This is a genomic window from Bacteroides fragilis, assembly GCF_019583405.1.
In the GTDB taxonomy this organism is placed as follows: domain Bacteria; phylum Bacteroidota; class Bacteroidia; order Bacteroidales; family Bacteroidaceae; genus Bacteroides; species Bacteroides fragilis_B.
Genome location: NZ_SZUU01000002.1, coordinates 299777 through 323120, shown reverse-complemented (window position 1 = coordinate 323120; position 23344 = coordinate 299777). Strand labels below are relative to the sequence as shown.

Sequence of the window (23344 nt, the reverse complement as noted above, 5' to 3'; positions counted from 1 at the left end):
ACGCCGCAAAGATAATAAATAAATTTGGTTTTTATGATCGTTTACTCTTTTTTTCTTCATAAAAGTGTACCTTTGTTGCACAAAACATAACTATTATGACAGCAAACGAAGTCCATCTGATTTATTTCTCGCCTACCCACACCTCAAAACAAGTTGGAGAGGCAATTGTTCGTGGAACTGGAATAACAAATGTGATAAACACGAATTTAACACAACAGGCAGCTCAGGATTTAGTAATTACCGAATCTGCGTTAGCCATTATTGTCGTACCTGTATATGGAGGGCGTGTGGCTCCTTTGGCCATGGATCGTCTGGCAAGTGTACGTGGAAATAATACTCCGGCAGTTATCGTGGTGGTATATGGTAATCGCGCTTATGAAAAATCGTTGATGGAACTTGATTATTGGGCTATTCAACAGGGATTTAAGGTGATTGCCGGTGCAACCTTCATTGGAGAACATTCATATAGTACAGAGAAATATCCCGTAGCTGCCGGACGTCCTGATGAACGTGATCTTACTTTGGCAGCTGATTTTGGAAAGCAGATCTCGGATAAAATAGCATCTGCTGCCGAGCCGGAGAAGCTATATGCAGTGGATGTCCGTAAAATCCGGCGTCCGCGCCAGCCTTTCTTTCCGCTGTTCCGTTTTTTGCGAAAGGTGATTGCTTTGCGTAAGAGTGGTGTCCCACTTCCCCGTACTCCTTGGGTAGAAGACGAATCCTTGTGTACTCATTGTGGTGCATGTGCGAAGATGTGTCCCGTGAGTGCCATTATAAAAGGTGACGAGTTGAATACGGATGCCGAACGCTGCATTAAATGCTGTGCCTGTGTAAAGGGGTGTCCTCAGAAAGCAAGAGTATACGATACTCCGTTTGCCGTGCTGCTGTCACAATGCTTTGTTAAGCAGAAAGATCCTTGTACATTGCTTTAAAAAGGTCGGAGCACTGACTTTTAATCTTAATTTCCTCATTTTCCGGTTGCGTGTATCAGTGCTCTTCATTAACATTGTTAACGCCCTCTTCCGGCCATTTTATTCTTAGATGCAAATAATAAGTCTTTTGCACGTAAAGAACTTGGTATTTGCATCTAAAGAATAAGTTTTAACGTACTGTTAAAATAAGCTTACAGTTCCGATTCATTTAAAGGAGGGATGCTCCACAGGGACTGATTCTATAATAATACCTGGAGTAACTATAGGAAAAGGGAGTATAATAGGTGCTGGTTCTTTAGTTACTAAAAATATCCCGGATTGGTGTATTGCGGTGGGAAGACCTACTAAAGTAATAAAAAATACCTCAGCGAAATTGATATAAATATCTTTGCTTTTGATATTGAAGATTGGTGGGTTTATAAACGTTATCAGATAGGTGTCGAAAAGGACTATATTCCTCGTTTGGAGGGATATTTGAATAATATTCTTGATCTTTTAGATGAGTGTAATTACAAAGCTACTTTCTTTTGCTTATGAATTATGGCTGAAAAATATCCAGAAATTATTAGATTGATAGATAGTAGAGGGCATCAAATTGGATGTTATTCTTATAGTCATGATTTTTTTTGAATAAGGGAGTCCAATATTTTAGAGAAGATTCAAAAAAGGCAATTGAAATTCTTGAGAGTATAATTTCGAAGAAAATAATAGCTTATAGGACACCAGCTTTTTCTATAACAGAAAATAATAAATGGGCTTTCGAGATCTTTATTGAAAATGGGTTAGAATTTGATTGTTCAATTTTTCCTACGACAAGAAGTTTTGGTGGATTTCCCAGCTATAATACCGATATACCTGCAATTATTGAAATTAATGGCATGTATATAAAAGAGTTTCTAATCTCCTTAACAGGGGTCTTAAGGAGGAAAGTTGCGTATTCTGGTGGAGGATATTTTCGTTTGTTTCCATATTGTTGGATAAGATCAATTATGCAAAAGAGTAATTATGTAATGACTTATTTTCATTTAAAGGATTTTGATAAAGATCAAAAAAGGAAGATTCTGACATTAGGCGAGGGACATATATAGGTTAGATATTTGAAAAATTAATATGGGCTTTCTCCCTGTTATGAGAATTTTATAAAGTTGGTTAATGATTTTCATTTTTTAAGTTTAGAAGAAGCGGATAAATTGATTAATTGGGAAAACACAGAATGTATTAGATTGCAATATGTGTAAATATTTGTTTAAACGTTTTTTTTTATTTTATTGTTGTCTTCCTCATATTGATAATTATTTGTCCTATTTTAATTTTTATTTCTCTTTGGCTTCGGATAAGAAACTTTTATGTATCTGTCTGAATGACAGCTTGGAGTAAAAAGAGAGAAAGTTATTGGTAACGATTTAGTGACTCGCGTATAACTTCTGTAAATTACAGGGATTTTATCAAAAAGGTCTCGTACCAAACCATTACTTTAGGCTACTGTTAACGGAATAACAGGTTCAGACATAATGCTGAACAATTATTTGTATGACGACATGTCACACACTCTATGCAAATATAATATTTTTCTTGGAATCTACAAAATCGTAAATTATAGAAAAGAAATGCGGGCGTGGTTTCCCTCCGCACTATTTAGTTATCGACGGCGTTCACGCTCTTTTTCGTCATCGCGTTGCATCCGCAGGTTCAGCTGCTCCCGTATCTTGTCGAGAAAGTACGCCCGGCTGTCGTTCTTGCGGTGCTTAATATCCGTATAAGCGTCATAGAGATACCTTGCATCGAGTTTGATACCGAATATTTTGCCGAAGAATGCGGCCAGCTCGTTCATGACCGTTTTACCGTCGTCTATACGCTTCATCTCGTTCAAACCATATACCAACTCAACCAGTTCAACGACTGCTCCCGTCCAATGATACAAGGGGTTCGGTTTCACCGATTCCTATACTCGGTCGTACCGATGCAGCAAGTTCGATTCCGTATTGATATACCCGATGGCTATATCCAAGAAACGGCTTTGCGTGTTACTTGTCGAAACATCTTCTTCCGGCAGGGATTTCCATAAGACGTGTAATCGGACTTGCGTGTAGCGTAGCGTGCGAAAAAGCGCAATCCGGTCTTGCTCCTCGTTACAGAACGACTGCAGGGCTTTGCTTTGTTAAACTTACGGAAGAGTTCTTTCGTAACGGTTTTCGAGGCGGCATCGACAAGATAATCCGTAAATCTTATGGCTTCAATTATCGTATTGTTGCACATGACAACCGATGGTGGCGATTTATTCCCTAAAAGATGATTTTAAACTCTATTCGATGTTTTAGCTATAATGAAGAGATGCAATAAGTTTTATTTTTTATGCTTTATATACTCCCGATATGTTTCAGGTATAATGATTTCATCATCTGGTAACTTTTGGATAAAATCATCCCAATTTTCTATCGGCAAATCTTTTACAGATACGGAAACGGTACATGGGGTTACTCCCATGAGGTTTACTGCCGCGTCTTTCAGTCGTCGGGCAAGTAGCTTTTTCTCTTGCGGGCTGTAACCCGGCAATGTCGTGATTGCAATGTGCATGGCGAAGAATCACTTGTCGTTCTTAGCCGATGTGAATCCCTGTTTCAACAATACATCAGCAACTCCCTTATAATGATACGGATGCAGATAAAAATCAGCCGCTAAGTCAGTCCAGTTACCTACACGATTGTTCCACGGGCGTTCTTTCAGATATTGGGCATACAATGCGTCATATTCAGCAAGGTCATCTTTCAAGTCAGCATTGTATGTTTCCTCGAAAAAGACCGCTTGTTTCGGAAAACGGGGCTTTAATCTCGGATTATTCGCGGGATAGCCTATGCACAATCCCAACACCGGAAAGACGTATTTGGGAAGCTGCAATTCACATATAACCTCTTGTGCATTTTTACGTACATCTCCGATAGGTACTGTCCCCAATCCCAACGATTCGGCAGCAACGACAGCCGCTTCGAGCGCAATACCGACTTCGTGCGCTCCCACGAGTAGGGTGTCGATGTCTTGCATCATTTCATCGAGTTGCTGTCCTTTTGCATGACAAGCAAGAGCTACTTTATAGTAATCGGCGCAGAACACGAGGAATACGGGAGCTTCGGCAATGTATGCCTGATGACCGCACAATTCAGCGAAACGTTGCCTCCGGTCGGCATCCTTTACCGCAGTCATGGAAACGAGTTGCAGGTTTACCCAATTCGGCGCGGTTTGTACCGCACGGATGATGGAGTTCAAGTCTTCATCGCTTACCGCTCTGTCCGTGTATGAACGGATGGAACGATGAGCCAGCATATTATCAATAACATTATTTGTCATAGTCATTCTCCTTTAATTTTAATACGGCATAACAACTCGTTTCTGTATCCATTTATATCCGTCCGCAGTGGATTTTACATATCCTAATCCCGACCAAGGCAAATGATAAGCGAAAAACAATGAATTGGAATTACTTAATCGTTCCAATGTTTTCTTGCGTGTTTCTATTCCCTCTTTATAGTCCGTGTCGCTGTTATAAATCCATTCGGGATGCTCAAACGAAATTATTTCGGAATGTACAACATCGGCAATATGATAAAGCTCCTCGTTTCCGGAGTATATCCGAATTATGGTATGTCCCGACGTATGTCCCGGAGCAGGTATCATCTGCAAACACCCCAACAGTTCTTCATCCGTCTGAAACAAATGCAGTTTGTTTGTTACAGAACGAATGTTCTTTTGTGCTACATCCGCCAGCATTTCCATGTGTTTTTTATCTGTCATGGTACTTTTGGATAAATCCGGACTCGGTGACATCCAAAAATCATGTTCTTCACGGGCAAGATAGATTCCAGCATTCGGAAATAAGAGATTCCCTTCTTTGTCTGTCAAACCTCCGATATGGTCGGGATGCGTGTGAGTAATTACAATATCGGTTATTTCTTCCGGCGCGATTTCCGCATACTGAAGATTCTCGACCAGTCGTCCGCTTTCGGAACCGAATACATATCCGGCACCGGCATCTATCAATACCAGTCGGTTTTCAACTTTCAGTAAGAGAATATTCATCGCTAGATCGACCTCCGTTGCAGGTGCAAAATGCTTTTGAAGCGTTCGGGCGACTTCGGCAGAATCAATACGCTGCGCGAACTCGGCCTGCACCGGATTTACGCAAAGGTGTCCATCGCTGATGACAATGGCTTCGATTTTTCCGATGTTCATTGTGTATAAACCAATGCGATTAAAGTTCATCTGTTTTTGTGCATACAGACATACATTCAAACAGAATGTAATTGCTACAATGAATAGTATCTTTTTCATTATCGTTCTTTTTATTATTTATTACCAGCCTGCCAATGGTATTTTTCGTATCGGAGCGGGGAATGCCGTATCCAAATCATACAGATCTTCCTCTGTCAGGTTGATGGAAAGACTTCGGAAATTATCTTCCACATGGGTTACATTGCCGGCTTTTGGTATGGCGATGATACCGGGCTGACGCATCGTCCATGCTAATGCGATTTGTGCTGGGGGGGCATCGTGTCGCCGGGCGATTTCCACCAATGTACGGTGGCGCAGCAGCCGTCCTTCGCTGATGGGTGAATAGGCCATGACCGGCATTCGGCGTGCAGCGCACCACGGCATGAGATCGAACTCCACACCCCGGTCGCCAAGATTGTAGAGTACCTGATCGGTGGCGCAGCCATTCCCACCCGGCAGCAAAACGATTCGTTCCATATCGGCTGTGTCCAGATTGCTGACACCCCACATACGGATTTTTCCCTCTTGTCGCAATTCTACCATCGCCCGAATGGTTTCTTCATAAGGATGGCATCCTTTCCAGTGCAACAGGTATAGGTCGATATACTCCGTGCCGAGCCGCAGCAAACTGTGTTCGCAGGCGAGCTTCGTGCCTCGATAGCTCGCATTACTCGGTAAAACCTTACTTACAAGGAATACTTTTTCTCTGTAAGGACGGACAGCTTCGCCTACCAGTTCCTCGTTGTCGTACATTTCGGCGGTATCGACAAGGTTCATCCCCAGCTCGATACCATGCCGTAATGCCCGTATTTCTTCCTGCCGCCGAGCGGCGGATTGTCCCATTCTCCACGTACCTTGTCCCAACGGGCAGACGGTCGCTCCGTCGGGCAAGGGGAACAAGCGGTTCCCGGTCATTGATTTTGCCCCTTCATGTATTCGCCGATCGTGCGGCCGTCCCATCGCATCTCTCGCTTGACAATCTTCGCCGGAGTTCCGACCAACAGCACGTTGCTCTCTTCGAAACTCTTGGTGACGATGCTGCCCCAACCGATGATGTTGTCGCGGCCGATACGGACATTCTTGCCTATTTTCACGTCCTTGCCGATCCATACGTGTTCTCCGATCTCGATGAAATGCGGTTGGTTGGTGGGCGCACCCTCCATGTCCATGATGGTATGCGCATCCGTGCACCAAATGTCTACGCCCCAGCTTATCATCGAATCACGTCCGATGGTGATATGGGAGCCGTCTTCCTGTAAATAAATCACGGCGCCGCACGCAATGATGTGTTCCCCGATTTCCATTCGGCAATTGTTCGCCGCACGCGGAGTGTTCGTCCACGGATCGAACGCTGTACCGATAGCAAGATGGAGTCCGAACATGTCCCATCCCGGATTATAACAAGCTGTCAGTGATTTTCCTACATTCATGTGGTTCTCGTTGCCTATAATAAGAATGTTGAATGCGATATTGGACAATAAATCTATGGCTTCCTGCTCTGTACTGAAATGCAAGTCCACACGGTTGTTGTCACCATTGATTATGATATTGGCACGGTTCACTGCATCCTGCCATGCCGGAGTGCTGTTGTTCAGGCACTCTATTTCCGAATTATTTGGGAAATGCAGCACAATTCGATTGTCTATTCCTTTTATTTTGTTCATTGTAAATTCATACTTAAGCTATTTCGTCAAATTGTTCTTTTTCAGCCATGCCGATATCTCTTTTTCAGCGTTGGTTGCATTGGATTCACGGATGGCAAGACCCTCCGTTACATCTGCTTTCGGAGCCAAATTGCGTATTTCCTGTACACTTTGTCCCATTCTGCTGCCTCCATGTGTCATAAACGGTACTACTTTCTTTCCAGACAAATCCACCGTGGAGAGGAAGGTGCGAACAGGCGGCGCGAAGGTGTTGAACCAGCACGGAGAACCGATATAAATCACATCGTATTGCTCCATGTTCGGAGGAAGCGATGCGAGCTTGGGGATATGCTTGTCTCGGACTTCCCGTTTTGCCACTTCTTCTATTTCATCGCGGTCGGTGGTATAAGGAACTGCGAGTTGCAACTCGAATTCGTCTGCACCCGTAAGTTGACCTATTTTTTCTGCGACGGCGCGTGTATTGCCTCCCCATGAAAAAAATACGACCAATGATTTTCCGGACTTGACATTGCTTGTTTTGGGTTGCTTTTGTGCGTTGGTTGAGTTGCAACCACATAATCCGATAACGGATAAGAGCAGGCATAAAAGTTTTGTTCTCATGGCAGATCATTATTTGAGGTTTGACTTAAAGAATGCTTCCAGCTTGTCGAACGGAATCTTTTGGTCGTAGAGGTCGGTGTGGCTGGCATTGGGAACAATCATCAATTCCTTGTTGTCGCCTGTCAGCCGTTTGTTGGCATCCTCGCTGAAGTAGCGCGAATGGGCATTCTCTCCGTGAATGAGTAATACGGCGTTGTCTATCTCGTGAATGTAGGACAACAGCGGCATATTGATGAACGAAAGCGCCATCGTAGGACTCCATGCACCGTTGGAGTTGATTGAGCGGTCGTGGAAGCCGCGGTCGGTCTTGTAGTAATCGAAATAATCTTTGACGAACTGCGGTTCATCGCCCTTGATCTCAGCGGGCAGACCGGGTGTACCGGGCGTGGTCGTGCCGTTCTGCGCATCGCGGGTGCGGATGGCATTCATCGCTTCACGCTTCGCCTTGCGAGCCTCGGCACTGTTTTCGGCATCGAAATAGCCGTTTGCATTCACGCGGCTCATGTCATACATGGTCGAAGCCACCGTTGCCTTGATGCGGGTATCCATCGCCGCCGCATTCAGTCCCATTCCTCCGAATCCGCAGATGCCGATGATACCAATGCGTTCCGCATCTACGTTGGGCAGTGCTACCAGAAAATCAACCGCCGAACTGAAATCCTCGGTGTTGATATCGGGCGATGCCGTGTTGCGGGGTTCGCCGCCACTCTCGCCTGTATAGGAAGGGTCGAATGCGAGGGTGAGGAATCCGCGTTCGGCCATCGTCTGTGCATAAAGTCCCGATGCCTGTTCCTTAACAGCGCCGAACGGGCCGCTCACGGCGATGGCCGCGAGTCTGCCCTCGGCATTCTTGGGCTCGTAGAGGTCGGCGGCAAGCATGATGCCGTAACGGTTTTTGAAGGTTACCTTACGATGATTTACCTTGTCGCTCTGCGGGAATTTCTTATCCCATTCTTGTGTAAGATTTAATGTTTCCATGTTATCACTTGTTTTTTGATTTGTTGTACTGTTCGTGCAGCCGGTAAACAATCCCATGCCTAACAGGGCTGCGATAGCTGCGGATTTCAGATTCGCTGTTTTCATTTTTTCTATTGCTTAAATGGTTATCGTTCTATTTTATAATGCAAAGGTACGGCTATAAAATAGACAGCACATTCTTGTCAGGCTCAAAAGAGATTATTCAAAAGCTCAACTATGTGTTTTTTCAAAAGCTTGATGTTAATGCTAAAAAAATTGCTCCAGTGTCCATTATGCACTGGAGCAAATAATCATATAAACGAAGAATATACAACGGTTACAAGAAAGCTCCGTTGCAAACTTGAAGCACTTGTCCTTTGACAGCTTTCCCCATTTTGCTCGCTAAAAACAGGCAAGCATACGCCTGGTCGATAGGGTCGCATTCAGGACCGGGGAAATAAACATAGTGTTGGCTGTATTCCAGCATACCTTTTCCTCCCGGATGTTCTTGGTTCTTGTTTGCCAAGTGTATTGGGGTAACCGTAGAGCCGGGAGCGATTGCATTACAACGAATGTTGGTTTGTATGAGGCGCATGGCAACATTTTTAGTCAGGGTGTTCAAAGCCCCTTTGGTCGCCGTATATGCTGCTCCACAGAAAGGACGTGTGCCATTAACCGAAGTGATGTTGATTATTACACCTTCATTTTTGGGGAGGAATATTTTGAGTGCTTCCCGGATATGGCGTACAGGCCCGGCAAGGTTTACCGCCGCTACGTGTTCCAGCCATGCATCATCGGTATCGTCTATCAGTTTTTGTTCTCCGATTCCGGCATTGTTGATAAGAATGTCGAGATCGCCGAACTCCTTGAGTGTTGTTTCGAACACTCGTTTCGTGTCTTCGGGTGATGTTACGTCGGCTGCAATACCGATTGCCTTGCCGCCTTTGCTGCGGATGCCTTCGACTACTTTATCCAATTCTTCTTCATGACGTGCGGTCAGTACGACCGAAGCGCCTTCGTCTGCGAACAGTTCCGCCATTGTTTGTCCCATGCCGTAACTGGCTCCTGTAATGATGGCTACCTTGCCATCCAACATTTTAGTATCCATATTTAATTCGTTTTAGTTTGTCTTTATTTGATGGCTTTCCCCATTTCGTATGCACACATCAACGAGGGGTGCCTTTCCGTTTCTCCCGGTTCGCTGACACCTCCGGCAAAGACCGTCCCTGCGAGATGAGCCTTCTCGAAACAGTCGATCCAGCCAGTAAGTCCAGTCACAGCCCGTTCCGGTACATGCGCTTCATTCTCGGCCGCACTGGTTAGCATATAAATATCGCGGAAACGATAATCGGACGAATAGAGCGGATTGGCACGGTCAAGAAGTGTTTTGAGCTGACCACACATTTCATAGTAATAGATTGGCGATGCGAATGCGATTACGTCGGCATCGTGCATTTTTTCTACGATGGCAGGAGCATCGTCGTTGATAACGCAACGCTGTGTTTTCTGGCAGGCGAGGCATCCCTTGCAGAAGCGGATATCCTTCTCTCTGAGCGTTACCTTTTCGACCTCGTTCCCTGCTTCGGAAGCTCCTCTGGCAAATTCATCGGCCAATGCTTCCGAGTTGCTCCTTAAGCGGAGGCTTGACGATATAACCAATACTTTTTTCATGGGGTTGTTATTGGGGATTTGTTTCATTGTTCGCGCAGATTTTTTTGATGATGCGTGCCGGATTGCCGGCAACGATCGTCATGGGCGGCACATCCTTTGTGACGACGCTGTTTGCACCGATGATGGAACCGTATCCGATCCTGACACCGGGTAAAACCGTTGAATTTATTCCGATCCACACCTTGTCCTCGATTATAATCGGTTTGCCGTAGGTGGCACTGCGGTTTTCGGGGTTCACATCGTGATTGATGGTAATCAGATTTACTTTCGGACCGATATATACGCTGTTACCAATCGTAATGCCGCAGCGCCCGAAAAAAGTGCAACACTGCTGGATAAAGCAATCTTCGCCTATACTGACCGGTTTGCCATAGTCGATATAAAGCGGAGGGAGTACGGTTGTGCTTTGAGGTAGCGGCTTATCAAGAATTTCCGCCATAAATCCGTGTACCTCTTCAGGCGTTCGGTAACCCGTGTTCATTTCGGTTGCTTTGCGCATCGTGGCAAAGATCTCGTCAATCAGTTCATTGTAACCGGAATCATGGGGCGATACCATTTCGCCACGAAGATCTTTTTCAAAAATGTCGTTCATTGTTTTTTGTCTATTTTTACTTGTTTAATGCCAATCATGTTTCTCGTTTCGGTCAAGGGCGGCGATTTGCGCCATTTCCTTAGGGGATAATTCGAAATCGAACAGCGAAATGTTTTCTTTCTGATGGTCGTGATTGCTTGAACCGGGTATGATGACTACACCGTTCTGCAAGTCCCATCTCAAGATGACCTGTGCCGGTGATCTGCCGTGCGCTTTCGCTATCCGGCCGATTGTCTCGTTGCCGAGCATGGCAGCCGTGTAGCCCCTGCCGCCGAGCGGATACCATCCCTCGATGACGATGCCATTTTCGTGCATGAACTTGACTACTTCCTTTTCCTGGTAGTAAGGATGTATCTCGTTCTGAACCAGCACCGGCTTTATGTTCACTTTGGGCAGAAAATCCGTCATTTCTTCGATATAATAGTTCGACACGCCGACCGAACGGATTTTTCCGGCTTTCACGGCTCTTTCCATTGCCTTGTATGCCTCCACATCATGCGCTCCGGGATGATGGAGCAACATCAGATCCACATAGCCGATATTGAGTTTGCGCAGTGATTCCTCAATGGCATTTTCGGTATCGGCAAATTGGTTCGGGTAGAGTTTGGTACAGACGAACAATTCCTCACGAGGCACACCACAGGTGCGGATGGCTTCGCCGACCTCCTCTTCGTTGCCGTAGAAACTCGCCGTATCGAATTTCCGATAACCGAGTTTGACGGCAGACAGGATAGCATTGACGCACACATCGCCGTGAAGACTGTATGTTCCCAGACCGATAATCGGCATTTCATATCCGCTGCTGAGCAGGATCGTCGGAGGATTACCGTTTTCGCCTTTGGTCAGGTCGAACATTCCGCTTCCGGGCGCAGGTTCCGGAATCGGTTTTGGTTCGAGAACTGTATTCTCCGTGTTTTTCGAAGAATCATCGGGGCTGCAAGCACTTACCGTCAAGGACAAGCTGCACGCCATCATCAAAGATATTAGCCACTTTATCATAACTGTTTCGTTTTATGTTTCTGATTTCGTTGGCAAAGTTAAAGAGAAAGCCCCACAACAACATTGCTGTGAGGCTCAAATAAAATTTCTCAAAAGGTCAACCTCTTTGATTCTGATTCACACGAATGCGGCGGTCGGCGATATGCCATACTGTTTTTTGAAAGCGGTCGAGAAATGCGACGGATTCTTGAATCCGACTTCGGCATAGACATCCACAACCTTTTTGCCACCCTCCTGCATTTTGGCGTAAGCTACTTCGAGGCGTTTGCGAATCAGCCACTTTTCGGGTGTCAGATCGCTGATTTTCTTAAAATCCCGTTTGAACGTGGCAAGGCTGCGCCCCGTGTAGTGCGCCATTTCTTCCATCGTAAATTCGTACATGTAGTTTTCGTTCATAAATTCCATGATGTCTATCTTCCACGGTTCGTTGAAATCGAACAGCGTCGGTGCGAATCGCTTGTCGATATGCAGCAATGCCAGCAACCCTTCCTGCAATTTCAAATTCATGAAATCGTCTTTGGGTTTTACTTCGGGATCGAAATAGGGTGTCATGGAAGCGAACAGGCTGGCGAATTCTACCGTTTTCGGTAGTTTTATTACACCGGAATCAAGTTTGGAGGTGTTTGCCGGTACTTTACGTTGTTCCAACTTACCGTACATTTCACGCAGGAAACGACGTGTAAACATAAGGAAGATGCCGCAGTACCGCTCACCATCTTTCGTCCTCTTATACATAGTGATGTGATGGTCGCGCGGAATGAAAACGCATTCGCCTTTCCCTACATGGATATTTTCCTTTCCATTGTCGAGAATCATCTCACCTGAATAGACATAATTGATGGCATATTCGCGGGAACGATGTATGCAACCGCTGAGATCATCGTAGTAAAAACTGTAAAAAACATCGTTGTAATTGAATATAAGCTTCATTTGCCCTAATTGTTCATCTGTCATATTGTTATGTTTTTTATTCCACTTTGCAAATATAATAAAACAAGCTCATTTCTCTGCGGCTCACCTGCATTTTTATTTTTTTAATTGTAACAGCTTATCCATTGGTTTCACGAACTGTATGTGCTCTCGTTGGAACTACGATTGGTTCAGTGCGTGGTGGTTCTACTGTCGCCCGTTCTGCGGTCAGCGGCGATTGAGCCTGTACCGTTCCTTTGTCGGTCTGCACGCAGCTTCTGGCTTTGACAAAGTCAGTTCTAATTGAATTTTGCGTTTCAAGACCGCTGTATTTCAACTCGCTCTATCTTTCTAATCGCCCGACTTCGGAGGAGCGATTCCACCCGTTAGGCAAGGCTTTTGAGAGTAACTCAAAAGGTATCGAGTTACTTAGAAAACAAGGAGTGTAAAAGGAGAAAGGGAGAAAATTAGGGTAATTAATTGATAGATAGAAATGTATGTATTTTAGTGTCTTTGGGTGCCGAGTAGCGAAAATGCAGGAAAAAGCGGATTAGAGCAAACTTTCCGTTTCTAAACCGTTACCCGTTCCGAGAGGCGAAAAATACGGCAAACCGATGACGTGGAACGTCTGGTTATAGCATTGTTTGTCTGCGGTTTACATTGTTCGGATAACTCACAAAGAAAGTAATTTTACGAACTAAAAATGTGAGCGTTATGAACAACGAACTAAAGGTGTCCTTCTATCTCAAACGAGAGGGGAACACGGAGAGAACAGAAACAAATCCCGATGCCATTTTTCCGATTGTCGGAAAAATTATCATCGGCAACACTATCGCACAATTCGGCTCAAAGCTAAAAATCGAAGAACGGCTTTGGAGTGTAAAGTCAGGTCGGGCAATCGGCAAAAGCCGTGCTGCCGTTGAACTCAACAGAGAGATTAATAAAATTAATCTCTCCATACACACGCACTACAAGGACATTTTAAAGCGAACCGGAAAAGTAACCGCTATCGAAGTGAAGAACGCCTTTCAAGGAATTGCCACAACACAAAAAACGCTCCTTGTCCTGTTCGGTGAAATGATGGAAGATTTCAAAGGAAGAATAGGCATCGACAGGGCACAATCCACCTACAAGCAGTATGAAGTCCTTTACAAACAGCTTAAACAATTTTTTCGGGAAGAATACCATGTAGAGGATATTCCCCTTGCCGAGTTAGATTTGCCTTTTATCGAAGCATTGAATTTCTTTTTCCGTGTAAAACGCAAGATGAAGCCGAGAACCGTAAAGGCTCGGATTGTCTTGCTAAACAAGGTCATACGTTTGGCATTGCATCGAAGAATTATCACCCGTCCGCCTTTTGACGGTTTTGAATTGGAAAAGACGGAACTTAAAAACAAGTCGCTCACCAATGACGAATTGAATTTACTAATGAAAACTCCCTTTAAATCGGGAACACAACGGTTTATCCGTGATATGTTCCTGTTTTCGACCTTTACCGGTTTGGCTTATGCAGACGTGCATAAACTGTCTTGGAAAGATATTATTACCGAAGATGACGGTAGCTTGTGGATTTCAGCCAACAGGCAAAAGTCGCATACGGAGTTTAATGTAAAACTATTGAACATCCCTATCCACATCATGGAGTATTACAAGGGGCTTGCTCCCGATGGAAAAGTATTTCCTCACATGAGTTTGGGACAGGTGAATGTTGGTTTAAAACGAATTGCAAGAAACTGCGGTATCAACCGGAAATTATCCTACCATATGGCGAGATATACGTTCGCTTCTCAAATCTGCCTTTCACAAGGCGTTCCGATTGAGAGTGTAAGCCGGATGTTAGGACACAAGCATATTGAAACAACCCAACGCTACGCACGTCTTAACAATGAGAAGATAGGCAATGATATGCAGCAGCTATCTGCACGTCTTGCCACTAAATTCAACTTTTAACAATCCAAAATGTAGATATTATGCAAAACAATAGAAGCACTTTCGCTATACTCTTTTACTTAAATACCAGCAAAAAGAAAAAATCAGGTAATTGCCCTGTCATGGGGCGTATCAGTGTGGATGGTAAAAGCTCGGCTTTCAGTACGGGCTTAGAGCTATCTCCTGAAAAATGGGATGCCAAACAGGGAATAGCCATAGGTAAATCAAAGGAAGAAACAAACATCAACAAACGGATAGAAAACTATCGGACTGAACTTGTCCGCCACTATAAAACCTTACTGGAAAACAAAAGCTACATTACGGCTGAAATCCTGAAAAACGCTATTAAAGGAATTGGCATTAAACAAAACAGCTTAATACAGGAATTTGCAGCCTTGATTGAAGAGAAACGGCAGTCTGTCGGCATTTTGATAGTAAAAACCACTTATACACATCTTTATCGTGCTTATCTACATTTGAAAGAGTTTTTGGGGTACAAATACGGGGTAACGGATATTCCGTTTGCCCAAGTCGATTTTGATTTTATAGAATCGTATGTTTACTATCTAAAAGTCATTTTGCAATTAAGTGCAAGCACAACCAACAATACGATAAAACCATTGCGCAGGGTTGTAATGAGAGCCTTAAACAAAGGTTTGATGTATCAAGACCCGTTCTTTGGTTATCGTCCGCAGCGGATAACCATTACACGGAAATGGCTCTCAATGGATGAGATACAGCGGTTGATGCAGATAGACATGAAACATGAGAGTGCTAATTTTATTCGTGATATGTTTCTGTTTTCGACATTCACGGGGCTTGCCTATGTGGACTTGAAGAACTTACGGCATGATAATATTGTACGGCAAGAAGATGGCGAACAATGGATTGTCTTAAATCGTCAAAAAACTGGAACGACTTCCTACATTCCCCTGCTTGATATTCCATTGCGTCTTATCGAGAAATACCGGAATACGGCTTTTGCGGGGCTTGACGGAAAGGTCTTTAGGTTATGTACAATAGAAAATGCTGATATTCAGTTGAAAAAGATAGCCAAAGCAGCCAATATTGATAAACGTTTGACCTATCATATGGCAAGGCATAGCTATGCACCCCTTTGTCTTTCAATGGGTGTTCCAATAGAAACGATTAGCCAGACATTGGGACATCGAAGCATTTCCACTACTCAAATATATGCAGAAATAACCCGTACCAAAATCAATGAGGATATGACAAATTTAGCGAAACAGATTCAAGGAAAGTATATACTATCCGAAACTGATAATAAAATTTAAAAACAGTGTAGAAGAAACAGAAAATTCCTTAAAATGGAAACCTATGAGAACAATTTATCAATGATTATCGGGAAAGTTAATGCTTTCCCGATAATCACTTATGTAAGCCAATCTTTAGGGATTTTAAGTATGTCACCTATATTATCGCCCGTGTTGTCAATTATTTTTCCTTCGCTCATATAGTTGAATTTTAATCCTATTTTATCGAAATCCATTTTGTTCTCGGAAAAAGGATGTTCATATAGCCAATAATTGGCAACAGGAATATTATGAGGGCATACTTTAGAAACGAAAACACCTGTAAGATTTTTAAGTCGCACACCTTTCTTATCACAAAATACGCCATCTAATTGTCGTATCCATTTTTCATCTTTACTTTCCGGATTTGTCGACCATGAAAATGCTACTGTCCCCCAAATAGCATTATCAACGTCTATTTTTCCCGATGTTCTAATGTCTAACGAATTTAAGCATACAATAAATGGTTTATCCAATTTTCCGTACCTTTTAGCTTTTTTTTCAATCGATTCTTTGAGAGATTCTTCACCTCCTCCCCAAAAGGCTTCTGCTGGATATATACCTATTGGACGTATTTTTTCCTCTCTTGTTGAAGGACTTACTGGAATAGGGCTTACTATGATATGAACATCCCTATTCTTATATTCTATCTTCGGTAGATTTTCAATGCCATTTTTCTTTAATTCTTCTCTCAATATGTCGGGGTCTATTTTTTTAAATTCTTCCTCTATACATTTTATCATCTCTTTTGTACTTGGTTGTTTCTGGGTCAGAAAACAAACATCTTCAATATTTAAACAAACATCTTTTGTGTTTAACTTATTCAGATTATCATAGAGTTCATTTCTTTTTCGTTCAAAAGCCTCCTGTTCCATTGTTTTACCCTTAACAACCTTAGCTTCAATATATAATTCCAAATTATCTTTAGATATTAGAAAATCAGGTTTTTTCGGTGAAGATGGTAAATCGGGATGGATAGTAATATCATACCCCAATTTGCAAAACAGTTCATGTAAGAACAATTCATAAAATGAAGAGTCAAAATCTTTTTTAAATCGGCTCTTTAGCTCTTTCTTTTCTTCTTCAGGATAATTATAGAACCATCTCTCTAAAGTATCTCTCACTTTTGACATATCAGTTCGTGCGCTGTTATTATAATACTCGTAAGTATTATCATTGTGTTTTGCAAATTCGAGACATGTTCTTTCAAATGAATCAAATAAACTATTCATATATTTTTCTTTTTGCAGTAAAGATATAGATTTCAATGTTTTTAAAGCAAAGGAAAGCAGTTTTTAGTTGGTTTCAAAAAATGGGGTAGAATGAATGGAAGTGAGTGTGTTCTGCGTAAACACTCAACCATACATATATTTTTCCTTTTTTTCTCTGATAAACATCTCCTATATGGAGAGAATAAATAAGGCAACACTTTTGATAAATTTACTCTTTTTGTGGAGCAAAAAGGAAGAAATTTATCAAAATCCGTAGGGCTTGGTGTTGCCGTTTTATTCTTGGAATATACCTTTGTGTTCAGAGAAAGAAAGAATTAATCAAGGTTATTCCATTGAAAATTAGGATATTAGATTGGTTACTGCTATTACGTAATTCTCACCATCTATGCAGTAAAAGCCTAATTTCTTGGCAAAAGTACTGCTTTTGATGTTGGCACACTCAATGCCGATATGGTTAAAATCGTACTTTCGGGCTATTCTTGTCAGAAATCGGATAAAGTGCGTTCCATGCCCTATACGTTCTTTGCTAAAACTCAATCGGGCGATAATCAGGCAATCAGGTGGAAAACGGCTTTCAACCTTTCTAATACGCAAATATAAATCTACCCGGCTATTTCTTCGGGTGGCTATTATATTATCCACTGCCAGCCATACAAGCGATTTTCAATACTTAAAACGTTCCATCAAATAGCGGTCTATATCGGCTCTTAGTTCTTCATATTCAGTCATCGTCTAATCCCTTTCTTCTTTTTCTTCTTGCGTTTTTGTGCCTGTAATTCTTCTACTGGTGCAGCATTGTTATTATTACCATCTCCCAATGAGAAGATAGATAATAGAGAATCGCCACTACCGTTATTTTGCTGGTTGTAAGAATGTTTTTCATCTGCCTTGCTATCAAGGTTGCAAGAAATATTGTTTTCTTTTTCACTGGATTGGAATATTTCTTTTTTATTTTCGCCAGCAAAATATTGTTTTGGCTCTTTCAACTCCTGCTCCTGCACTCTCAGTTTATCGTCAATGCTTCCGTTCTTCATCGTGTTGGAATACTCAAAGGATTCGGATAATTGGCGGTTGTAACTGAATAGTTTATCAAAGCCTTGTTCCGCTTGTCGAAAGAGATTCACACGGTCGAAGCCACCTTTTATTACTCCGTTCTTGGTGTTTTTGTGGTTGGTAAGCGGTGATAGCTTCTTTTTGTTAGATTGGTCTTTACGGCTGACAATCAAATGGCAGTGCATATTTAGTTCGTTATTGGAACGGCTACGGTCAAAATGTATCTTCCCGTAAAACTTTATATCCGCTTCGGATAGTCCTTTGTTGAAGTTCTTGGCATATTCAGGAATAAACACTTCCCGAACATACCGTTTCATGGCTTCGGCTTTCTCCTGTTCGGTGTTCCCCATTGCCCGAAGCTCGCTTTCCGATGGGCTGACATGGATAGTGAAAAACTTAGCATCTGTTTTCAGTAATTGCCCGATATTACTATCTATATCCTTAATAACCTTTGATTTGTAAATATTATCATCCGATAAGTTGAAAAAGCCATCGGTATAAATACCTTTTTCCATCCGTTCCAAATCTTCATGTTCCATGTATGAAGCTAATTGGCGGCTACTTCCTGCATTGTTATATGTTCCTCCCGATGGTGGTGCAAAATCTATGTGCATGGTTCTATGTATTTATCAAATTGACGATTTCCGCTTTTAGGTTCTCTTTCCGTTTACCGTCCATCACGCCACAAGTTGATAACTCCGAATAGAGTTGTATCAGTTGGAACATTTTCTTATAATCCCGTTGATGTATCTGATACAGGGCGGTGAGTTGTTTCCCCTGCTGGTTGATTACATCGGCATGTTTGCCGAATTGTTCACTTACTTTTTGCAATACGGCTGTTTGTTTCCCCTGACTGGATTCCAATTGGGAAAGAATAAGCGTTTCCAATGTCTTACCAATACCATCAAACCGAACTGCAATAGAATTAGCGGTTCGTATCATGGGATTTAGTTGTTCTTCCTCGTAGTGACGAATGAAGCGGATTATATCGTCCTGCCGTTTGTTTATTTTCGCCAGTTCCGATTTTACGGATTCCGGTGCTTCCGATGGGTTGATACATGCTTTATCAATATAGACAAATGCCAACCTGACTATTTCCCCTTTTTTCAGCGAATAGCGTTTGCAGAGCTTATCTATCAACTTACCTGTCTGTCGGTCTATCCCGATGGTGGTAAGTGTGGATATATTACTGGTCTTATCCATGATTATAACTTTTTTATAAGGAAAATGAGATTCATTTAGTTGATTATAAGCAAAATACATTTTCAGGTTATAATCACTGTTATAAACGGTTACGAATGTAACCTCTTAAAGCCGAAGGCTTTGCCCCGCAGGGCAAGAGAGAAGAACAGGACTTGTCCAGTTCCCTCTTGCTTCATTTAGCGAAACGAGCCGAGCCACAGGGCAAGGCGATTTCTGCTAAATGGGGATTGTTAGCACTGCATCAGGCGGTAATATTACCCACCTTGTTTTGCAGTGATTTGCTTATCGAGTTGATTTTCTCTTTTGAACCGTTCGTAGGTCTTACAATCGGCATTTTCTTGAATAAAAGCCCGGATGTCGGCTGCACGGTAATAGGTCTTGTGGCTTATCATAAAGTAAGGAAGTTTGCCACTTGCCCGATACCGTTGTAGGGTTCGGAAAGATACTTTTAACAGAAAAGCTAAATCCTGATTGTCGAGTATCTTATCATTTTCGTCCAGTACGTTGTCGGTATTGATAAGAGATTTCAGGTCTTGCCCGATTTCGGAGAGTTTTTTTGATAGCCGTTCCATCCACTTGTCGAAGTTTTCGTTGTCTATATACATTTTGCTTCATTTTTTAGTTTAACATTATTGTTTTCAATCGATTGATGAAGCAAAGTTCGGCAAATGAGTGTAAATAAGTTAGGGGTGTACCAGTGGTACACCCCCATAAATAGTTGCTAAATTGTTGATTTACAAATAGCCTTTCTTCTTATTTTCTTCGATAATAGCTTTACGAAGTGTATCTAAAAATTCAGTTACTTTGGATGGCTTACGCTTAATAACGCTTTCATGCTTCTTGTGAACATCCCCTAATTTGATATTAAAGAGATATTCAAACGCTCTTCCGATTTCGGTTAATGGTGATTCTTTTCCTGTCTGGTTTACTACTCTTTTGGATAGGAACATTCCGCAAACAAGCTCCATGATTTCAACGAGATAGGTTTCGTCATTAAGATAAAGTGGTGATAATGGAATGTTATTTATTCGGTTTTGGAATGTACTTGGGTAATGGATTTTTAGATTCAACAGTTCCAGTTCTGAGTTGATAATAGCCAACGTCTTTTGTAAAAAACGCTTTTTAAGCGCATTTTTCCCCCTGCCCGTAAAGAGGTGTTGTTTCAAGTGATGCTATCTCAATACGGGTAGCTACAAGAAGCCGATAAGTAGTTGAATAATCATTTCCATTACTCACGGTTCTAATTTGTTCAACAAATTCGCCATAGGCTTCTTGCATTTCTTGGTTCGTTACTTCCTGTGAGGATTCAGACAATAATCCGAATATTCTCGCTTTTGTAAAATCATTCATAGGTTTAATATTTATAAAGTGAAAAGTATCATATTATACCTACGCTATAGTCACAATTTAGTATCTTCTAAATCTTATGGTTTTTAATAATACTCTTTCCTTCTTATTTCATAAGACGAAGAGGGTATTTTACCATTATAAATGAAATCAGAAATATATCTGAATCCTAATCTTTTCATCACTTCTTTAGAGCGTTTATTATCAGAATGCGTATATGCCACAATCTGATTGAAGTCGGCTATTTTAAAAGCATACATAATTATTTCTCGCGCTGCTTCTGTTGCATATCCATTTCCCCATGCCAAATATTTCAACCGCCAACCTATCTCTACAGCTTGTATTTTATCTTGCACTGGTAGTAAATGTATCCAACCGATAAAATCGGTTGGACTATCCTTTGAAAAAATAGACCAATATCCCAAGCCCAAAGGATAAGATTGTAAGATTCTCTCTTTTAAGAAAGCAATATGTTTGTGCGAACCGTTGTATTCTCCCGGTATATATTCCGTAACTTTCGGGTCTATATCCATTTTGATGCAACTTTCTAAATCATCAATAGTACGGGGCTTGAGGATTAAACGGTCAGTTTCGAACTTAGGTAGCATAAGATTTATAACTTTTTTATCATTTCAAACTGTTTTCCGGCAGGTTCAATGTTTTTCGATTTGAGAAAAGCCGTAATTGAATTGCAATCTATATCGGTATTGATAATCTTAATAGAATTATGTTTATTGCTTTCAAGCATTTTCTGAAAAAGCAATGAACCAATTCCTTTGCGACGGTGTTCTTTGGCTACAGCTATCTGAGTAACATCACCGGACACGGGTTCAAAGACCCCATAGCCGACAAGTTTACTTTCTGAAAAAACTCCTAAACAGATAAAATCTTTTAATGTGTTGTTTATTGCCACAAAACTGTTTTGCCAAGAAGGTTTAAAATCCCAGAAAAAGGGTATCGAGTTATGCTCGCTGACCTTGATAGGTTTTAAAATATAAGGAGAATTGAGCGTTTTAACAACTCCGTTAATCTGTTTATTCTTCTGCTTGAAGTAATAAAACTCTCGTATTATCTCAAAACCTAACTTTCGATAAACGGAAAGTGCCCCTGTATTATGTTGTAGTACTTCCAATAGGTACTCTTCAACTCCTGATTCTTTCAAATGAGGAATTGAATATTCGAATACCTGTGTCGCCAACCCTCTTCCCTGATAATCTTTCAGTGTTCCCGTTCCCGTATCATAAGCAGTTGGTTTTCCATAGAAATCTCCGATTCCGTTACATGTGAACGAAACTAATTTATCTCCGTCAAATGCACCAAAAGAGGCTTTAGGATTAAAACCACGCCTTTTAAGCATAATTAAGAGTTCTGCTTTGTTTAGCTGTACTTCGTAATCGGCAAAAGCTTGCTCGAATGCCTCGAATAATTTATCGAGAGTTGTATTACTCAAAGATTTTATTTCCATATTGGTTCTATTTTAATTACGTTCACAAAAGTAGCTAAACGGAATAAAATAGTTCATTGACCTATGTTAAGGGATTTGAGTCGGCTTAAAGATTCCGGCTTAATTCCGAGGTAAGCAGCTGTATAATAATGGGATAAATGCTGTTCTACTTGTGGATAGGTCTTTAGTAATAATTTGTACCTTTCGAATGCACTGTCCATTAAGAAAGAGGTTTCTCTCTTACATTTTTTTATTAATAGACTATCAGAAATATATTTGCCAAACTTAAACCATTCGTTCGATTCTTTGAGTAGCTGATAATAGGAAGAGCGAGAGAGCGTGATAAGATGTGTGTCTTCAAGAGCTTGTATGCTTCCAATACTTGGTTCACCTGTAAGGAAACTTCCATAAGAAACAACAATTGAACCGGGAAAGTAGAAATCCTTAATGAACTCAACAGTATCTTTTTCAATATAAGAACGCAGCACACCACTTTCAATTATACCAAGACAATAACAAGGTTTACCTTGTTGAACAAACAATTCTTTTTTCTTCAAATGTTTCGTTTCTACCAATTCGAGAAACCTGCTGCACATATCATCCGATAGGTTAAGCTCTTTTTTCAATATTTGTTCGATGGCATTCATTTGTTCGTATACTATTAATTTCTCGTTGGATATTTAAGTCCTTTCACTACTTATGCAGTGCTACACCTTAATAATATCAAAGATAGTGATAATCTTTAATATCAGTTATGGTTCATTCTATAAAAAATAAAACTGCTTTTCGATAACTCTAAATATTCTAAAAGGAAAAAGTTGTTTTTAATTGAGGAAATAGTATTTTGGCAGGTAGAATATAAGTTATTTGAAACAATGGAAAAACACAGCAAACAAAAGAAGTTCGCTCGTTTCTATATCGTTCCCATTGTTATTCTCTTCTTATTCAAAAGTCTATTATTCAATAGATTACAATCATATTTCTTGTTTCTCAAAAGACACCTTGCTATGTTCCAATGAACATAAGAATCCGCCTTTGGGACGGATTGAAAAATTAGCTTTATTTCCGGTGTGTTCAGTATAGTATGCCAGCTGGTTAAACATACTATACTGGCTATATTATGCAGATTTAGAGGCAAGGGAGTTGAGTTTCATTAAAATCAAAAAGCAAGCACTCCGATGTAGTAGATGTGCTTGCTTTTAGAGTTATGCGTCATTGCCGGGTCGGTCGTTTTCG

General features: G+C 41.5%; 28 protein-coding genes and 1 pseudogene. 6 read left to right on the top strand and 23 right to left on the bottom strand.

Translation table 11 applies throughout. The annotated features are described in order from the left end of the window. The first annotated feature begins 95 nt into the window (after window positions 1-95). From FDF36_RS05710 to FDF36_RS05700, 3 genes are all read left to right on the top strand, one after another. Window positions 96-932 (top strand): 4Fe-4S binding protein, encoded by an 837-nt coding sequence (locus FDF36_RS05710; protein ID WP_005807526.1) that lies wholly within the window; start codon window positions 96-98, stop codon window positions 930-932. 202 nt (window positions 933-1134) lie between these two features. Continuing rightward, window positions 1135-1314 (top strand): LbetaH domain-containing protein, encoded by a 180-nt coding sequence (locus FDF36_RS05705; protein ID WP_220390886.1) that lies wholly within the window; start codon window positions 1135-1137, stop codon window positions 1312-1314. 244 nt (window positions 1315-1558) lie between these two features. After that, window positions 1559-2020: a DUF3473 domain-containing protein gene (locus FDF36_RS05700; protein ID WP_220390667.1), complete on the top strand. Its 462-nt coding sequence runs from the start codon at window positions 1559-1561 to the stop codon at window positions 2018-2020. 551 nt (window positions 2021-2571) lie between these two features. On the opposite strand, the gene FDF36_RS21155 is transcribed toward FDF36_RS05700, so the two are convergent. Beyond that, entirely contained in the window at window positions 2572-2868 is a 297-nt protein-coding gene (locus FDF36_RS21155; protein ID WP_259281374.1) for an RteC domain-containing protein, read from the bottom strand. 92 nt (window positions 2869-2960) lie between these two features. On the opposite strand from FDF36_RS21155, the gene FDF36_RS21150 reads away from it, so the two are divergent. Then, a complete protein-coding gene (locus tag FDF36_RS21150) occupies window positions 2961-3218 on the top strand; it encodes a hypothetical protein (RefSeq protein WP_259281373.1) in 258 nt (85 codons plus the stop codon). Window positions 3219-3275: 57 nt separating this feature from the next. Here FDF36_RS21150 and FDF36_RS05690 read toward each other — a convergent pair whose 3' ends face one another. The 12 genes from FDF36_RS05690 to FDF36_RS05635 all read right to left on the bottom strand — a co-directional run bounded on the left by FDF36_RS05690 (window position 3276) and on the right by FDF36_RS05635 (window position 12632). After that, complete coding sequence (locus FDF36_RS05690; RefSeq protein ID WP_220390666.1) at window positions 3276-3506, bottom strand: tautomerase family protein; 231 nt, start codon at window positions 3504-3506, stop codon at window positions 3276-3278. Window positions 3507-3515: 9 nt separating this feature from the next. Beyond that, the gene (locus FDF36_RS05685) at window positions 3516-4274 is read right to left on the bottom strand and encodes an NADPH-dependent oxidoreductase (protein ID WP_259281372.1); all 759 of its coding nucleotides are present in this window, start codon (window positions 4272-4274) and stop codon (window positions 3516-3518) included. Window positions 4275-4292: 18 nt separating this feature from the next. Next, window positions 4293-5255 carry an MBL fold metallo-hydrolase gene (locus FDF36_RS05680; protein ID WP_220390665.1) on the bottom strand — a complete coding sequence of 321 codons (963 nt, stop codon included), beginning with the start codon at window positions 5253-5255 and terminating at the stop codon, window positions 4293-4295. Window positions 5256-5276: 21 nt separating this feature from the next. Then, window positions 5277-6110, bottom strand: coding sequence for an aldo/keto reductase (locus FDF36_RS05675; protein ID WP_220390884.1), 834 nt, complete (start codon window positions 6108-6110; stop codon window positions 5277-5279). Continuing rightward, window positions 6107-6859, bottom strand: a complete 753-nt coding sequence (locus FDF36_RS05670) for an acyltransferase (protein WP_220390664.1) — start codon at window positions 6857-6859, stop codon at window positions 6107-6109. Before FDF36_RS05670 ends, FDF36_RS05675 begins: the two co-directional genes overlap by 4 nt. Before the next feature lie 18 nt (window positions 6860-6877). Further along, window positions 6878-7459 carry a flavodoxin gene (locus tag FDF36_RS05665; protein ID WP_220390663.1) on the bottom strand — a complete coding sequence of 194 codons (582 nt, stop codon included), beginning with the start codon at window positions 7457-7459 and terminating at the stop codon, window positions 6878-6880. A 9-nt stretch (window positions 7460-7468) separates the two neighbouring features. Then, window positions 7469-8542 carry an alpha/beta hydrolase gene (locus FDF36_RS05660; protein ID WP_220390662.1) on the bottom strand — a complete coding sequence of 358 codons (1074 nt, stop codon included), beginning with the start codon at window positions 8540-8542 and terminating at the stop codon, window positions 7469-7471. Window positions 8543-8753: 211 nt separating this feature from the next. Continuing rightward, the gene (locus tag FDF36_RS05655; RefSeq protein WP_220390661.1) at window positions 8754-9524 is read right to left on the bottom strand and encodes an SDR family NAD(P)-dependent oxidoreductase; all 771 of its coding nucleotides are present in this window, start codon (window positions 9522-9524) and stop codon (window positions 8754-8756) included. Between the two features lie 23 nt (window positions 9525-9547). Then, window positions 9548-10087, bottom strand: coding sequence for a flavodoxin family protein (locus tag FDF36_RS05650; RefSeq protein ID WP_220390660.1), 540 nt, complete (start codon window positions 10085-10087; stop codon window positions 9548-9550). 7 nt (window positions 10088-10094) lie between these two features. Further along, on the bottom strand, window positions 10095-10679 hold the full coding sequence (locus FDF36_RS05645) for a DapH/DapD/GlmU-related protein (RefSeq protein WP_220390659.1): 585 nt from the start codon (window positions 10677-10679) through the stop codon (window positions 10095-10097). Between the two features lie 24 nt (window positions 10680-10703). Continuing rightward, a complete protein-coding gene (locus FDF36_RS05640) occupies window positions 10704-11678 on the bottom strand; it encodes an aldo/keto reductase (RefSeq protein ID WP_220390658.1) in 975 nt (324 codons plus the stop codon). 117 nt (window positions 11679-11795) lie between these two features. Continuing rightward, window positions 11796-12632, bottom strand: a complete 837-nt coding sequence (locus FDF36_RS05635) for a helix-turn-helix domain-containing protein (protein ID WP_220390657.1) — start codon at window positions 12630-12632, stop codon at window positions 11796-11798. A 669-nt stretch (window positions 12633-13301) separates the two neighbouring features. Here FDF36_RS05635 and FDF36_RS05630 point away from each other — a divergent pair. Continuing rightward, a complete protein-coding gene (locus FDF36_RS05630; protein ID WP_220390656.1) occupies window positions 13302-14537 on the top strand; it encodes a site-specific integrase in 1236 nt (411 codons plus the stop codon). Between the two features lie 20 nt (window positions 14538-14557). Further along, window positions 14558-15811 (top strand): site-specific integrase, encoded by a 1254-nt coding sequence (locus FDF36_RS05625; RefSeq protein ID WP_220390655.1) that lies wholly within the window; start codon window positions 14558-14560, stop codon window positions 15809-15811. A gap of 98 nt (window positions 15812-15909) precedes the next feature. Here FDF36_RS05625 and FDF36_RS05620 read toward each other — a convergent pair whose 3' ends face one another. From FDF36_RS05620 to FDF36_RS05575, 10 genes and pseudogenes are all read right to left on the bottom strand, one after another. Beyond that, on the bottom strand, window positions 15910-17061 hold the full coding sequence (locus tag FDF36_RS05620) for a hypothetical protein (protein WP_220390654.1): 1152 nt from the start codon (window positions 17059-17061) through the stop codon (window positions 15910-15912). A 339-nt stretch (window positions 17062-17400) separates the two neighbouring features. Continuing rightward, a pseudogene (locus FDF36_RS05615) lies at window positions 17401-17790 on the bottom strand (GNAT family N-acetyltransferase). After that, on the bottom strand, window positions 17787-18728 hold the full coding sequence (locus FDF36_RS05610; protein ID WP_220390653.1) for a DUF5712 family protein: 942 nt from the start codon (window positions 18726-18728) through the stop codon (window positions 17787-17789). The pseudogene FDF36_RS05615 and the gene FDF36_RS05610 overlap by 4 nt, the downstream one beginning before the upstream one ends. A 4-nt stretch (window positions 18729-18732) precedes the next feature. Then, complete coding sequence (locus tag FDF36_RS05605) at window positions 18733-19317, bottom strand: BfmA/BtgA family mobilization protein (protein WP_220390652.1); 585 nt, start codon at window positions 19315-19317, stop codon at window positions 18733-18735. 254 nt (window positions 19318-19571) lie between these two features. Next, on the bottom strand, window positions 19572-19922 hold the full coding sequence (locus tag FDF36_RS05600) for a helix-turn-helix domain-containing protein (protein ID WP_220390651.1): 351 nt from the start codon (window positions 19920-19922) through the stop codon (window positions 19572-19574). Window positions 19923-20051: 129 nt separating this feature from the next. After that, window positions 20052-20483 carry an RteC domain-containing protein gene (locus tag FDF36_RS05595; protein WP_220390650.1) on the bottom strand — a complete coding sequence of 144 codons (432 nt, stop codon included), beginning with the start codon at window positions 20481-20483 and terminating at the stop codon, window positions 20052-20054. Continuing rightward, a complete protein-coding gene (locus tag FDF36_RS05590) occupies window positions 20440-20667 on the bottom strand; it encodes a hypothetical protein (RefSeq protein WP_220390649.1) in 228 nt (75 codons plus the stop codon). Before FDF36_RS05590 ends, FDF36_RS05595 begins: the two co-directional genes overlap by 44 nt. An 83-nt stretch (window positions 20668-20750) precedes the next feature. Continuing rightward, window positions 20751-21272 carry a GNAT family N-acetyltransferase gene (locus FDF36_RS05585; RefSeq protein ID WP_220390648.1) on the bottom strand — a complete coding sequence of 174 codons (522 nt, stop codon included), beginning with the start codon at window positions 21270-21272 and terminating at the stop codon, window positions 20751-20753. Window positions 21273-21277: 5 nt separating this feature from the next. Beyond that, window positions 21278-22129 carry a GNAT family N-acetyltransferase gene (locus FDF36_RS05580; protein ID WP_220390647.1) on the bottom strand — a complete coding sequence of 284 codons (852 nt, stop codon included), beginning with the start codon at window positions 22127-22129 and terminating at the stop codon, window positions 21278-21280. Between the two features lie 53 nt (window positions 22130-22182). Continuing rightward, the gene (locus FDF36_RS05575; protein WP_220390646.1) at window positions 22183-22755 is read right to left on the bottom strand and encodes a Crp/Fnr family transcriptional regulator; all 573 of its coding nucleotides are present in this window, start codon (window positions 22753-22755) and stop codon (window positions 22183-22185) included. Between the last annotated feature and the right edge of the window lie 589 nt (window positions 22756-23344).

What these genes read in the sequence shown, in the direction of transcription:
- FDF36_RS05675 (WP_220390884.1), bottom strand. Translation starts at nt 6,110, where the DNA reads ATGACCGGGAACCGCTTGTTCCCCTTGCCCGACGGAGCGACCGTCTGC.
- FDF36_RS05605 (WP_220390652.1), bottom strand. Translation starts at nt 19,317, where the DNA reads ATGGATAAGACCAGTAATATATCCACACTTACCACCATCGGGATAGAC.
- FDF36_RS05585 (WP_220390648.1), bottom strand. Translation starts at nt 21,272, where the DNA reads ATGCTACCTAAGTTCGAAACTGACCGTTTAATCCTCAAGCCCCGTACT.
- FDF36_RS05590 (WP_220390649.1), bottom strand. Translation starts at nt 20,667, where the DNA reads ATGAATGATTTTACAAAAGCGAGAATATTCGGATTATTGTCTGAATCC.
- FDF36_RS05640 (WP_220390658.1), bottom strand. Translation starts at nt 11,678, where the DNA reads ATGATAAAGTGGCTAATATCTTTGATGATGGCGTGCAGCTTGTCCTTG.
- FDF36_RS05635 (WP_220390657.1), bottom strand. Translation starts at nt 12,632, where the DNA reads ATGACAGATGAACAATTAGGGCAAATGAAGCTTATATTCAATTACAAC.
- FDF36_RS05680 (WP_220390665.1), bottom strand. Translation starts at nt 5,255, where the DNA reads ATGAAAAAGATACTATTCATTGTAGCAATTACATTCTGTTTGAATGTA.
- FDF36_RS05600 (WP_220390651.1), bottom strand. Translation starts at nt 19,922, where the DNA reads ATGTATATAGACAACGAAAACTTCGACAAGTGGATGGAACGGCTATCA.
- FDF36_RS05650 (WP_220390660.1), bottom strand. Translation starts at nt 10,087, where the DNA reads ATGAAAAAAGTATTGGTTATATCGTCAAGCCTCCGCTTAAGGAGCAAC.
- FDF36_RS05620 (WP_220390654.1), bottom strand. Translation starts at nt 17,061, where the DNA reads ATGAATAGTTTATTTGATTCATTTGAAAGAACATGTCTCGAATTTGCA.
- FDF36_RS05630 (WP_220390656.1), top strand. Translation starts at nt 13,302, where the DNA reads ATGAACAACGAACTAAAGGTGTCCTTCTATCTCAAACGAGAGGGGAAC.
- FDF36_RS05655 (WP_220390661.1), bottom strand. Translation starts at nt 9,524, where the DNA reads ATGGATACTAAAATGTTGGATGGCAAGGTAGCCATCATTACAGGAGCC.
- FDF36_RS05660 (WP_220390662.1), bottom strand. Translation starts at nt 8,542, where the DNA reads ATGAAAACAGCGAATCTGAAATCCGCAGCTATCGCAGCCCTGTTAGGC.
- FDF36_RS05710 (WP_005807526.1), top strand. Translation starts at nt 96, where the DNA reads ATGACAGCAAACGAAGTCCATCTGATTTATTTCTCGCCTACCCACACC.
- FDF36_RS05645 (WP_220390659.1), bottom strand. Translation starts at nt 10,679, where the DNA reads ATGAACGACATTTTTGAAAAAGATCTTCGTGGCGAAATGGTATCGCCC.
- FDF36_RS05690 (WP_220390666.1), bottom strand. Translation starts at nt 3,506, where the DNA reads ATGCACATTGCAATCACGACATTGCCGGGTTACAGCCCGCAAGAGAAA.
- FDF36_RS05665 (WP_220390663.1), bottom strand. Translation starts at nt 7,459, where the DNA reads ATGAGAACAAAACTTTTATGCCTGCTCTTATCCGTTATCGGATTATGT.
- FDF36_RS05685 (WP_259281372.1), bottom strand. Translation starts at nt 4,274, where the DNA reads ATGACAAATAATGTTATTGATAATATGCTGGCTCATCGTTCCATCCGT.
- FDF36_RS05610 (WP_220390653.1), bottom strand. Translation starts at nt 18,728, where the DNA reads ATGCACATAGATTTTGCACCACCATCGGGAGGAACATATAACAATGCA.
- FDF36_RS05575 (WP_220390646.1), bottom strand. Translation starts at nt 22,755, where the DNA reads ATGAATGCCATCGAACAAATATTGAAAAAAGAGCTTAACCTATCGGAT.
- FDF36_RS05580 (WP_220390647.1), bottom strand. Translation starts at nt 22,129, where the DNA reads ATGGAAATAAAATCTTTGAGTAATACAACTCTCGATAAATTATTCGAG.
- FDF36_RS05625 (WP_220390655.1), top strand. Translation starts at nt 14,558, where the DNA reads ATGCAAAACAATAGAAGCACTTTCGCTATACTCTTTTACTTAAATACC.
- FDF36_RS05670 (WP_220390664.1), bottom strand. Translation starts at nt 6,859, where the DNA reads ATGAACAAAATAAAAGGAATAGACAATCGAATTGTGCTGCATTTCCCA.